This is a genomic window from Brevundimonas sp. CURTG3B2_SDJG (assembly GCF_057364705.1).
On the sequence record NZ_JBNFOJ010000072.1, the window covers coordinates 1 to 11,549 of the forward strand.

The 11,549-nt window shown below is 69.0% G+C and carries 12 protein-coding genes and 5 pseudogenes; 3 read left to right on the top strand and 14 right to left on the bottom strand.

Annotated features, from left to right (window positions below):
• Positions 1 to 267: 267 nt before the first annotated feature.
• Both AC2W7C_RS06760 and AC2W7C_RS06765 read left to right on the top strand, forming a co-directional pair.
• Positions 268 to 780, top strand: a complete 513-nt coding sequence (locus tag AC2W7C_RS06760) for a MarR family winged helix-turn-helix transcriptional regulator (RefSeq protein WP_486000755.1) — start codon at positions 268 to 270, stop codon at positions 778 to 780.
• Positions 781 to 826: 46 nt separating this feature from the next.
• Positions 827 to 1,926: pseudogene (locus tag AC2W7C_RS06765) on the top strand (dipeptidase).
• 46 nt (positions 1,927 to 1,972) lie between these two features.
• On the opposite strand, the gene phoB reads toward AC2W7C_RS06765, so the two are convergent.
• The 8 genes and pseudogenes from phoB to AC2W7C_RS06805 all read right to left on the bottom strand — a co-directional run.
• Positions 1,973 to 2,662, bottom strand: coding sequence for a phosphate regulon transcriptional regulator PhoB (gene phoB, locus AC2W7C_RS06770; RefSeq protein ID WP_486000756.1), 690 nt, complete (start codon positions 2,660 to 2,662; stop codon positions 1,973 to 1,975).
• Positions 2,663 to 2,692: 30 nt separating this feature from the next.
• Complete coding sequence (phoU, locus tag AC2W7C_RS06775; RefSeq protein ID WP_486000757.1) at positions 2,693 to 3,406, bottom strand: phosphate signaling complex protein PhoU; 714 nt, start codon at positions 3,404 to 3,406, stop codon at positions 2,693 to 2,695.
• Positions 3,406 to 4,202: pseudogene (pstB, locus tag AC2W7C_RS06780) on the bottom strand (phosphate ABC transporter ATP-binding protein PstB). The gene phoU and the pseudogene pstB overlap by 1 nt, the downstream one beginning before the upstream one ends.
• Positions 4,203 to 4,276: 74 nt before the next feature.
• Positions 4,277 to 5,574, bottom strand: a pseudogene (pstA, locus tag AC2W7C_RS06785) (phosphate ABC transporter permease PstA).
• Positions 5,567 to 6,997, bottom strand: a complete 1,431-nt coding sequence (gene pstC, locus AC2W7C_RS06790) for a phosphate ABC transporter permease subunit PstC (protein WP_486000758.1) — start codon at positions 6,995 to 6,997, stop codon at positions 5,567 to 5,569. The pseudogene pstA and the gene pstC overlap by 8 nt, the downstream one beginning before the upstream one ends.
• Positions 6,998 to 7,146: 149 nt before the next feature.
• Positions 7,147 to 7,311, bottom strand: a pseudogene (locus tag AC2W7C_RS06795) (ATP-binding protein); the annotation flags it as partial.
• Positions 7,233 to 7,775, bottom strand: a complete 543-nt coding sequence (locus tag AC2W7C_RS06800) for a LysR substrate-binding domain-containing protein (RefSeq protein ID WP_486000765.1) — start codon at positions 7,773 to 7,775, stop codon at positions 7,233 to 7,235. The pseudogene AC2W7C_RS06795 and the gene AC2W7C_RS06800, both read right to left, overlap by 79 nt.
• Positions 7,776 to 7,791: 16 nt before the next feature.
• Positions 7,792 to 7,980 (bottom strand): annotated as a pseudogene (locus AC2W7C_RS06805) (LysR family transcriptional regulator); the annotation flags it as partial.
• Positions 7,981 to 8,052: 72 nt separating this feature from the next.
• Between AC2W7C_RS06805 and AC2W7C_RS06810 the strand changes: the two are divergent.
• Complete coding sequence (locus AC2W7C_RS06810) at positions 8,053 to 8,235, top strand: hypothetical protein (RefSeq protein WP_486000759.1); 183 nt, start codon at positions 8,053 to 8,055, stop codon at positions 8,233 to 8,235.
• Here AC2W7C_RS06810 and AC2W7C_RS06815 read toward each other — a convergent pair.
• The 6 genes from AC2W7C_RS06815 to AC2W7C_RS06840 form a co-directional block, all read right to left on the bottom strand.
• A complete protein-coding gene (locus AC2W7C_RS06815) occupies positions 8,193 to 8,561 on the bottom strand; it encodes a DUF4180 domain-containing protein (protein WP_486000760.1) in 369 nt (122 codons plus the stop codon). The genes AC2W7C_RS06810 and AC2W7C_RS06815 overlap by 43 nt on opposite strands.
• Positions 8,562 to 8,638: 77 nt before the next feature.
• Positions 8,639 to 9,058, bottom strand: coding sequence for a 50S ribosomal protein L17 (rplQ, locus tag AC2W7C_RS06820; RefSeq protein ID WP_486000761.1), 420 nt, complete (start codon positions 9,056 to 9,058; stop codon positions 8,639 to 8,641).
• 101 nt (positions 9,059 to 9,159) lie between these two features.
• Complete coding sequence (locus AC2W7C_RS06825) at positions 9,160 to 10,179, bottom strand: DNA-directed RNA polymerase subunit alpha (RefSeq protein WP_486000762.1); 1,020 nt, start codon at positions 10,177 to 10,179, stop codon at positions 9,160 to 9,162.
• A gap of 87 nt (positions 10,180 to 10,266) precedes the next feature.
• On the bottom strand, positions 10,267 to 10,656 hold the full coding sequence (gene rpsK, locus AC2W7C_RS06830) for a 30S ribosomal protein S11 (RefSeq protein ID WP_439472707.1): 390 nt from the start codon (positions 10,654 to 10,656) through the stop codon (positions 10,267 to 10,269).
• A 9-nt stretch (positions 10,657 to 10,665) separates the two neighbouring features.
• Positions 10,666 to 11,034 carry a 30S ribosomal protein S13 gene (rpsM, locus tag AC2W7C_RS06835; RefSeq protein WP_486000763.1) on the bottom strand — a complete coding sequence of 123 codons (369 nt, stop codon included), beginning with the start codon at positions 11,032 to 11,034 and terminating at the stop codon, positions 10,666 to 10,668.
• Positions 11,035 to 11,164: 130 nt separating this feature from the next.
• The coding region (locus tag AC2W7C_RS06840) for an energy transducer TonB (protein ID WP_486000764.1) at positions 11,165 to 11,549 on the bottom strand (385 nt) is incomplete at its 5' end.

Sequence of the window (11,549 nt, forward strand, 5' to 3'; positions counted from 1 at the left end):
GCCCGGGCGGGCGAGGGCGCCTGGGGCGCGGCTTTGCGCCGACGTTCGAGCCTGGGCGACGCCGCTTCCGGCCAGCAAGGCCCCCGCGGGCAGGGTCGACAGGAAGGTGCGACGACGCATGGGCGGACTCCTTGAGATGTCGGGGGACCCTAACGGGTTGAGCGAGGCTGTGAACCCGCTCCGTTGAGCCGTCGGGCCGGCGCGGGTTTTGAAGTCCGGATGAATGGGTCCAGAAGACGTGCGCCCTCTTGTTCGCCGGATTTCGCGATGTCCGATTCCCATGACTACAGCCGCAGCTTCGGCGGCGCGGCCCTGGGCGCCCGCCTGCGCCGGGCGTCCGAACGAATCGACCGCGACGGAACCCGGGTCTATGCGGCCCAGAATGTCCGGTTCGAGCAGCGCTGGTACGGCATCCTGCGCCAACTGGTCGAGCACGGTCGCCCCATGGCCGTCGGCGAGATCGCGGCGATCCTTCGCATCACCCACGCCTCGGTCAGCGAAGCCAGCCGGTCCATGGAGAAGGCCGGCCTGATCGCCTCTTTGGCCGCCGCCGAGGACGGACGACGTAGACTGGTGCACCTGACCGAGAGCGGGCAGGCTCTGGCGAACCGGCTCACGCCGCTGTGGGAGGCCTTCAACGCCGCCGCGCAGGAGTTGAACGACGAGGCGGGGGACCTGGTCCGCCTGCTCGACCGGCTGGACGATGCGCTGGACCGCCGGTCGATGTTCGACCGGATCATGGCTCAGATCTCGGGAATGCGTCCGCCGATTGACATATAGGTAGGGTCCTACATATTTCTCCGGTCAAGCTGGAGACTGCGGGCCCATGACCACCAATCGCCGCCTCTTCTTGGGCGCCGTCGCCGCCTCGACCCTGACGGCCTGCGCCACGGTCCCGGGAGCCTCCGGCCGTCGGGCGGGACCCGGGACGGTCCTGATCAACGGCAATCTGGTGCTGCCGATCGATCCCGAAAAACCTCTGGACCAGGAGGCGCGCGACCTGATCCGCGCGTCGGGCCTGACGGCGGCCAAGCTGACCATCGGCGGTTCCGGCAACGAGTCTCGAGCCGAGACGGCGCAATCCATCGCCGACATCGACAAGGCGTTGGCGCTGAATCCCGACGTCTATCTGAAAGTCCTCGCGCCGGGCGATCTGGCTCGCGCCAGGGCGACTGGCAGGCTGGGCGTCATCTATTCGTTCGAGGCCGCCGAGATGCTGGAAGGGGATGTCGACGCGATCGACCCGTTCCGCGCCGCCGGCGTCCGGGTGATGGGGCTCAGCTACAATCGCACCACCCCTTCGCCTCGGGCACGATGTCGTCGCCGTCCACCGGCCTGACCGCGCTGGGGCGACGGGCGGTCGAGCGCATGAACGCCCGAGGCGTGACGGTCGACGTCAGCCACAGCGACGAGGCGTCCAGTCTGGGCGCCGTGGCGGCGTCGCGCCAGCCCGTGCTGATCACCCACGCGGGCTGCGACGCCGTTCACCCCCATCCCCGCAACAAGTCCGACCGCCTCATGCGGGCCCTGGCCGAGCGCGGCGGCGTGATGGGGATCTACGAACTCAGCTATCTGACGACGGCCCCGGCCCAGCCCTCGCTGGAGGTCTATTTCGCCCACCTGATCCATGCCCTGGACGTTTGCGGCGAGGACCACGTCGGCATCGGCAGCGACGCCCTGTTGTGGCCCTTCGACACCTCGCCCGAAAGCATGGCGGCCTGGAACGCCAGTCTGGAGCAGCGCAAGGCCGCGGGCGTCGCCGCGCCCGGCGAAGGGCCGCCGCCCTTCGTCACCGGGCTGAACCGGCCCGATCGCTTCGCGGTGATCGCGGACGAACTGCGGCGACGGAGGTACGGGGCGCGAGTCGTCGACAAGATCCTGGGCGGCAATTTCCAGCGTGTCTTTGAAGACACCTGGACGGGGTGAAGGGCGGGGCGAGGCCATCGCCGTCCGCCCTGCTCCCGACGGAAGCCTAGCTGCCCAGGTCCAGCGAATACCCCGCCGAGCGGACCGTGCGGATCGGGTTGACCGTGCCGTCGACGTTCAGCGCCTTGCGCAGGCGGCCGACGTGGACGTCGACGGTGCGGGCCTCGACGTAGACGTCCGAGCCCCACACGGCGTCCAGCAGCTGTTCGCGGCTGAACACCCGGCCCGGGTGCTGCATGAAGTGGTCCAGCAGGCGGAACTCGGTCGGGCCAAGGTGGATCTCGGAGCCGGCGCGGCGCACGCGGTGCGCCACGCGGTCGATGACGATGTCGCCGTGGTTGATGCGGTCGTCGGCCAGGCCCGGGCGGATGCGGCGCAGGACCGCGCGGATGCGGGCCGTCAGCTCGGTCATCGAGAAGGGCTTGGTCAGGTAGTCGTCGGCGCCGGTGTCCAGGCCGCGAACGCGGTCGCTCTCCTCACCGCGGGCCGTCAGCATGATGATCGGCAGGTTGCGGGTCTCGGGCCGGCCGCGGATGCGGCGGCAGACCTCGATGCCCGAGAGCTTGGGCAGCATCCAGTCCAGCAGGACCAGGTCGGGCAGGCGCTCGTCGATCTGCAGCATGCCTTCCTCGCCGTCGGAGGCGACGACGACGCGGTAGCCTTCCTTCTCGAGGTTGTAGGACAGCAGCGTGGCGAGCGCGTCCTCGTCTTCCATCACCAGAACATAGGGCTGCACGTCAGGCTCTCCGGTCGTCAGGCAGGGTCGTTAGGCGGGGGTCGGCTCGTCGGTGTCCGGATCCGGGTTCCAGCGCGGACGCTCGCCCGCGAACTCCAGTCCGGTGATCTCGTAGTGGATCGTCTCGGCGATGTTGGTGGCGTGGTCGCCGATGCGTTCCAGGTTCTTGGCCATGAATAGCAGGTGGGTGCAGGCGCTGATCGTGCGCGGGTCGCCCATCATGTAGGTGAGCAGTTCGCGGAACAGGCTATTGTAGTGCTCGTCCACCTCGTCGTCGGTGTTCCAGACGGCGATGGCGCGGTCGACCTCGGCGGCGGCGTAGGCGTCCAGCACGTCGCGCAGGCGCATGGAAACCAGCTTGCCCATGCGCTCGATGGAGCGGGTCAGGGGCTGCATCGGCTCGCCCTCGGCCAGGATCAGGGCGCGCTTGGCGATGTTCTTGGCCAGGTCGCCGGTGCGCTCCAGATCGACCGCCAGCTTCATCGCCGCCAGGGTGCGCCGCAGGTCCGACGCGACCGGGGCGCGGAGCGCGATCAGGCGGATGGCCTTCTTCTCGATGTCGCGGTGCATGCCGTCCAGGCGCGCGTCGCGCTCGACCACGGCGCGGGCCAGGGCCACGTCGCGGCGGGCGACGGATTCGACGGCGTCGGCGACCTGGGCCTCGGCCAGGCCGCCCATACGGGCGACCTCGGCAGTCAGCTGGTTGAGCTCGTCTCCATAGGCCTTGACGGTGTGCTGGTTCATCAGCCGAAGCGCCCCGTAATGTAGTCCAGGGTGCGCCGCTCGCGGGGATTCGTGAAGATTTCCTCGGTGTCGCCGGTCTCGACCAGACGGCCCAGGTGGAAGAAGGCGGTGCGTTGCGAGACGCGCGCGGCCTGGGCCATGGAGTGGGTGACGATGACGATGCAGTAGCGCTCGCGCAGTTCGTCGATCAGCTCCTCGATCTTGGCGGTGGCGATGGGGTCCAGGGCCGAGCAGGGCTCGTCCATCAGGATGACTTCCGGCTCGACGGCGATGGCGCGGGCGATGACCAGGCGCTGCTGCTGGCCGCCCGACAGGCCGGTGCCGGGGGCATGCAGGCGGTCGGCGACCTCGTCCCACAGGCCGGCGCGCTTCAGCGAGGCCTCCACCACCCCGTCCAGCTCGCCCTTGGAGGCGGCCAGGCCGTGGATGCGCGGGCCGTAGGCGACGTTCTCGTAGATCGACTTGGGGAAGGGATTCGGCTTCTGGAACACCATGCCGACGCGAGCGCGCAGCAGCACGGGGTCCACGGCGCGGGCGTTGATGTCCTCGCCGTCCATCTCGATCCGGCCGTGACCTTGGCGTGGCTGATGGTGTCGTTCATGCGGTTCATGGTCCGCAGGAAGGTCGACTTGCCGCAGCCCGACGGGCCGATCAGGGCGGTGACGGTCTTGTCCGGGATGTCCAGCGAGACGTCGTAGAGGGCCTGCTTCTCGCCGTAGAAGACCGAGACGTCGCGCGCGGCGATCTTGGTCGGGCCGATGGGCGCGGCGCCGTGGGTCACCGTCGGGACGGTCATGACGGGGGCGTCCGAGGGCGCGCCCTCGCCCTGATCGCCTTCCGGAGCGCGAAAGATCTTTGAGAACATGGGGATCACCAACGGCGTTCGAAGCGCCGGCGCAGCAGGATGGCGGCGGCGTTCATGACGATCATGAAGGCGAGCAGGACCAGGATGGCGGCCGCGGTCCGCTCGTGGAAAGCGCGCTCGGAGGCGTTCTCCCAGATGTAGACGAGCGAGGGCAGGGCGCCGGTCGGCTCGACCAGGCTGTGGGGCAGGCCCGGGACGAAGCTGACCATGCCGATCAACAGCAGCGGGGCGGTTTCGCCGAGCGCGTGGGCCATGGAGATGATGGCGCCGGTCATGACGCCCGGCATCGCCAGGGGCAGGGTGTGCTGGAACACCGTCTGGGTGCGGCTGGCGCCCATGGCCAGGGCGGCCTCGCGGATCGAGGGCGGCACGGCCTTCAGTGACGAGCGGGTGGCGATGATGATGGTCGGCAGGGCCATCAGGGCCAGCACCAGGCCGCCGACCAGCGGGCTGGCGCGGGGCAGGTGCATCCAGTTGATGAACAGAGCCAGGCCCAGCAGGCCGTAGATGATCGACGGCACGGCGGCCAGGTTGTTGATGTTGACCTCGATCAGATCGGTCAGCCGGCCCTTGGGCGCGAACTCTTCCAGATACAGGGCCGCGCCGACGCCGAGCGGGATGGCCACCAGAGCCGTGACCAGCAGCATCAGGGCCGAGCCGATGACGGCGCCCAGCACCCCCGCCAGCTCCGGCTCGGTCGAGTCGCCGCGCTGGAACAGGGCGGCGTTGAAGTGGGCGGAGACCTGGCCGCCGGCCTTCATTCGATCCAGCCAGTCGATCTGCTCGTCGGTCAGGCGGCGCTGGTCGGCGGGGGTGGAGCGCTCAATCTCGCCCTTGAAATAGAGGTCCGCGTCGTCCGAGACCGGGGCGGCGATGGTCACCGTCTGGCCGATCAGCCCGGGCTGCTTGGCGATGCGGTCGGCGGCGGCGAACTTCAGCTCGGACGAGAACAACCTGCGCATGGCGGCGGCTTTCGAGCCCTGGGCGTCGTCCGTGATGTTCATCCGGCGCAACTGCTGTTCGGCGCCAGCTGTTCGAAATTGGTGCCCTGCGGATAGGCGCGGTCGACCCGGGCCGGGTCCATGTAGACCGGCACGGTGACGGTGTGGCTGTAGAAGGCGGTGTGGCCCTGGTCGATGATGCGGCCGAGCAGCAGCAGCAGAAAGCCGACGGCCACGCCGATGGCCAGCAGGCCATACAGCTTGAAGCGCTGCTCGCGGGCGTACCGGCGCTTCAGGCCGGCGCGCAGGCGATCCGCGCGCGCCGAGGTCTGAACGGGCGTGTCGAGGGCCGTCTCAGTCATATTGCTGCCGATAGGTCTGGACGATGCGCTGGGCGACGATGTTCAGCAGCAGGGTCACCAGGAACAGGGTCAGGCCCAGGCCGAAGGCCGACAGGGTCTTGGGGCTGTCGAACTCCTGGTCGCCCGTCAGCAGGGTGACGATCTGGACGGTGACGGTGGTCACGGTCTCGAGCGGATTCAGGGTCAGGCGGGCGGCCAGACCGGCGGCCATCGTCACGATCATGGTCTCGCCGATGGCCCGCGACATGGCCAGCAGCATCGCGCCCGCGACGCCGGGCAGGGCGGCGGGCAGCAGGACCCGCTTCACCGTTTCGGACTTGGTCGCGCCCATGGCGTAGGAGCCGTCGCGCAGGGACTGCGGCACGGCGTTGATGATGTCGTCGGACAGGGAGCTGACGAAGGGGATCAGCATGATGCCCATCACCCCGCCGGCGACCAGGGCCATCTGATTCTGGACCAGCATCAGGTACTGGCCCAGGCCGTCCAGGGGGCCGCCGACCAGCCAGGAGCCGATGGTATTGAAGAAGACGCGCAGCGCCGGACCGACGGTCAGGGCGGCGAAGAAGCCGTAGACGACGGTCGGCACGCCCGCGAGGATCTCGAGCACCGGCTTCACCGTCGCCCGGAACACCGGCCCGGCGTATTCGGACAGATAGATGGCCGAGAACAGTCCGACCGGCCCCGCCACCAGCATGGCGATGATCATGATCAGGAAGGTGCCGGCGAACAGCGGCAGGGCCCCGAAGGCGCCCGACGAGCCGACCTGGTCGGCGCGGATCGCCGTCTGCGGGCTCCATTGGGTCCCGAACAGAAACTCGGTGATCGGCACCGACGAGAAGAAGCGCGCCGAATCGTAGACCAGCGACGAGATGATGCCGATCGTGGTCAGCACCGCCACGACCGAACAGGTGAACAGCAATCCGACGATCCAGCCCTCGACCCGGTTGCGGGCGCGCAGGCCGGGGCGGATCTGGCTGAAGACGAACAGGGCGCCCAGGACGGCGGCCAGGGCGGCGCCGGTGATCCCGGCCAAGGCCAGCATCAGGTCGATACGGGCGGCGCGGCGGCCCTCGGCGGGCAGCAGCTCTGCGTAGTGGGCGGGCCAGATCTGGGCGGTCTGGCGGCCTTCGCCCACGGCGTGGGCGTCGGCGTAGAAGGCCTGGCGGCGGAAGGGCTCGAGCTGCTGCACGGCCTCGGGCGCGCCGGAGGCCATCAGCTGGTGCTGCACCGGGCCGGAGAAGATCGAGGCGGCGATCAGCACCAGGAGCGCCGGCACGGCCGTCCAGATCAGGGCGTAAGCGGCGTGCTGGTTGGGGCGAGAGTGCGCCCACTGGCCCTGGGAGCGGCGACGGGCCAGCGCGCGCGCGCCGAACCAGGCGGCGGCCGCTGCGACGATCAGGATCGGCAGAAAGAGCCAGGTCATCAGGGTCCGGGGAGGCGACCGGGAAAGGGAATCGGAACGGTCCGGTCGCCCGGTTCGCCCCGGCGCGGAAACTGCCCGGGAATGGTCAGCGGATTAAGACGGCGGCGTGACAGTTCTGTTACGAGGCCCGGCCGCTCGTGACGCTGGCGTCATCCGCCTGTCGCACCCGGCTTGCCCGGCGCGATCGGGAAGTAGGCGGTGAAGACCGCGCCCTGGCCCGGCGCGCTCTCGACGGTCAGGCCGCCGCGGTGCCGGTTGACGATGTGCTTGACGATGGCCAGGCCCAGGCCGGAGGCGCCGCCTCGATCATCGAGTGGTTGTGCCCGAACTCGCGCTCGATCCGGGCCGGGCCGATGTCCACGCCGGCCAGTTCGCCCCACACTCGCCAGCTTTCGGGGAAGGTGGCGGCGTGCAGCCGCGGCAGGTCCGCCAGATCGGCCCAGGCGCTGCCTGGCGGCGCGACCGAGGGCGCGGCCACCAGACCCTGCATCTGGGGCATGATCTCGCTGACCTCGGCGCCCGGGGCGGTCTGGTCCGGATTGAAGATGCGGATGGCGGCGTCGAACCGGTCGCGGCTGAAATCGGCGCGCACATAGGATTCCGACAGCCGGACGCGCACCTCGGGATGGCGCTCCAGGAAGCCTGGGAGACGCGGGATAAGCCATTTGACCGCCAGGGTGCCCAGGCAGGAGACCTCGATCTCGGTGGGGCCGGCGCGGCGGGCCGCGTCGACCGAGCGGCGAATGGCGGCGAAGGCCGGGGTCAGCTCCTCGGCCAGGCGCGGCGGCGGGGGTCAAGGCCAGGCGGTGACGCGGCCCCTCGACCAGGTCGACGCCCAGCGAAGCCTGCAGCGCCGCGATCTGCCGGCTGACCGCGCCATGGGTGACCGAGAGTTCGCGCGCCGCCGCCGTCATCGCGCCGTGGCGGGCGAAGGCCTCGAAGGCGCGGAGCGCGGTCAGGGGCGGCAGGGCTCGGGCGGTCATGTGATCCTGGCTCACAGGCCTGCCCCATCTAATCGATTTCGGTCCGGCGGGAAATCGGCTTGAAGCTGGACGATGTCGCACAGCAAGAAGAACACCCCGAACCGTCGCACCCGCCTGGACGATCTGGCCTATGGGTGCACCGCCGTCGTCGTCGCCGGCGTAGCCGTTCTGTCCATCCTGGCCGGATGCGAGCCGCGCGCGGCCGAGCCGGTTCAGCGGGCCGACAATCGGGCCTCCAGCGCCGCCATGTCTTGAACGAACCAGACGTGGTCGCCTGAATTCGCCTCGCGCACGAAGTCGCGCAGGGCGTCGCTGGCCTCCACCTCCGCGGAGATGTCGCCGACGATGGCCAGCCGCGTGCGGTAGTTGACGAATTTCTGGACCACGGCGCCCAGAAGACCGGTGCGCAGCCGCAGGAAGTCCTCGCCCAGGCGGGCCTTGGGCAGGGCCAGCCAGTCGGCCTCCAGGCCCCACAGGCCGCCCAGCAGGTCCAGGGCGTCGGCCTCCGACGTCACGCGCGGACCGTCCAAGGCGCAGACGAAGACCGCGCGCCCGCCCAGGAATGTCACCTTGTCCGCCATGCGGCCCTCTTTGTCCGAAACGAAAAAGGGCGGCCGGTTCACACCGGCCGCCCCTTCTTTAGCCCCGACGGGGAAGCTTACGCTTCGTCGTCGCCCTCGAATATCTGGACCGGGCCCGAATCCTGGCCCTTGGCGTCGACGTCGCGGTCGACGAACTCGATGACGGCCATGGCGGCGTTGTCGCCGTGGCGGAAGCCGGCCTTCATGATGCGGATGTAGCCGCCGTTGCGGTCGGCGTAGCGCGGGCCGATCGTCTCGAACAGCTTGCCGACCTGCGGCACGTCACGGACGTGGCTGATGGCCTGACGGCGAGCGTGCAGGTCGCCCTTCTTGGCGAGCGTGACCAGCTTCTCGACGAAGGGACGCAGTTCCTTCGCCTTGGGCAGGGTCGTCGTGATCTGCTCGTGCTTGATCAGCGAGGCGGCCATGTTGGCGAACATGGCCTGGCGGTGGCTGACCGTACGGCCGAGCTTGCGATAGGCGGCGCCGTGGCGCATCGGGGTCTCTCCTACTCAACCCTGGTATCCGGCGCGCCGGACCTGGGGCTCTCTCATTCTAACCGCTCCGCGATCCGCAGATCTTGGGCGGAGGGTTGAAACTAGATCTGGTCGTCGAACTTCTTGGCCAGGTCTTCGATGTTCTCGGGCGGCCAGTTCGGCACGTCCATGCCGAGGCTGAGGCCCATGGTCGCCAGCACTTCCTTGATCTCGTTCAGCGACTTGCGGCCGAAGTTCGGGGTGCGGAGCATCTCGCCTTCGGTCTTCTGGATCAGGTCGCCGATGTAGACGATGTTGTCGTTCTTCAGGCAGTTGGCCGAACGGACCGAAAGCTCTAGCTCGTCGACCTTCTTCAGCAGGGCCGGGTTGAACGGCAGGTCGGGCTTGCCGTCCGACGCCTCGACCGCCTTCTTCGGCTCGTCGAAGGTGATGAAGATCTGCAGTTGATCCTGCAGGATGCGCGAGGCGTAGGCCACGGCGTCCACAGGCGACACGGCGCCGTTGGTTTCGACTTCCAGAACCAGCTTGTCGTAGTCCAGCGACTGGCCCTGGCGGGTCGGCTCGACGCGATAGGCGACGCGCTTGACCGGAGAATACAGGGCGTCGACGGCGATCAGGCCGATCGGGGCGTCTTCCGGACGGTTGAACTCCGAAGCCACATAGCCCTTGCCGTTCTGGACGGTCAGTTCCATGCGGACCGAAGCGCCGTCGTCCAGGGTGCAGATGACGTGATCCGGGTTCAGCACCTCGATGTCCGCGGGGACGTCGATCTGGCCGGCGGTCACCGGGCCGGGGCCCGTGGCGCGCAGGGTCATGCGCTTGGGGCCCTCGGCGTGCATGCGCAGCGCCAGTTGCTTGATGTTCAGCACGATGTCGACGACGTCTTCCCGCACGCCTTCCAGCGACGAGAATTCGTGGACGACGCCGTCGATCTGGATGGCCGTCACCGCCGCGCCTTGCAGCGACGACAGCAGAACGCGGCGCAGGGCGTTGCCGAGCGTCACGCCGAAACCGCGTTCCAGGGGCTCGGCGACCAGGCGCGCCTTGCGCTGGGGGTCGGAGCTGGCCTCGATCTGCGGCTTCTCGGGACGGATCAGCTCTTGCCAGTTACGTTCGATCATGGATGTCCCTCGAAAACGGAGTTCGCCGGTCCCTCGCTCCTCGTCAGGGCGGCAGGACCGGCGGAGATATAGTCGGTCGTCGTTCGCTTAGACGCGGCGGCGCTTGGGCGGACGGCAGCCGTTGTGCGGCATCGGGGTGACGTCGCGGATGGTCGTGATGGTCATGCCGACGGCCTGCAGGGCGCGGAGCGCCGACTCACGGCCGGAACCCGGGCCCGAGACGTTGACTTCCAGCGTCTTCACGCCGTGCTCGGCGGCCTTGCGGCCCGCATCCTCGGCGGCCATCTGGGCGGCGTACGGGGTCGACTTGCGCGACCCCTTGAAGCCCATGTGACCGGCCGACGACCAGGAGATCGCGTTCCCTTGAGCGTCGGTGATGGTCACCATCGTGTTGTTGAACGACGCATTCACGTGGGCGACGCCCGAGGTGATGTTCTTGCGCTCGCGCTTCTTAACGCGACCCGGTTCCTTGGCCATGGCTATCTCTTACTTCTTCTTGCCGGCGATCGGCTTGGCGGGACCCTTGCGGGTGCGGGCGTTGGTGTGGGTGCGCTGGCCGCGGACCGGCAGGCCCTTGCGGTGACGCAGGCCGCGGTAGCAGGCCAGGTCCATCAGACGCTTGATGTTCATCGACGTCTCGCGACGCAGGTCGCCCTCGACGGTGTGGTCGCGGTCGATCGTCTCGCGGATCTGCAGCACTTCGGCGTCGGTCAGTTGGTTGACGCGACGGGCCGGCTCGATGCCGACCTTCGACGTGATGTCCTTGGCGGCGGCCGGGCCGATGCCGTGGATGTACTGCAGCGCGATTTCGACGCGCTTGTTGGTCGGGATGTTGACGCCAGCGATACGGGCCACGAAGCTCTCCAGATACGCGTGTGCGGACGCAACAAACGCTCCGGTCAACAGACCAGGAGCGTTGCGCGCCCTTCGCGGAAGCGGGCGTTATACAGAGGATTCAGTTTCCGTCAACGCCTGACGCGATCCGCTATCGCGGCCGTCGCTGATAATCGACGGCGAATATCACCGCGTGTCCCTCCACCGGGCGGCCGTCGCGCATCGGCGGCCGGTACCTGTACTCCCGGGCCAGTCTGAGGCCGGCTTCGCCGAATCCCTGGTCCGCCGGCGTCTCTCGCAGCACGCGGCAGTCCCTCAGCCGGGTGTCGGGCTGGATGACGCATGTGACGATCGCCTGACCGTCCACGCCCCGGGCCCGCGCGACGGAGGGGTATGACCGGTTCACCTCGAGCTGGCTGGGCCGACGCAGGAGCTGCGGTCCGGCAAGATCGACGCCGTCGTTCTCCCGCCGCTCCGCCCGGAGCCGACGCCGGCCCCGCCCCGACCCGAGCCGCCGCCCGCGCCGGATCCGGCCT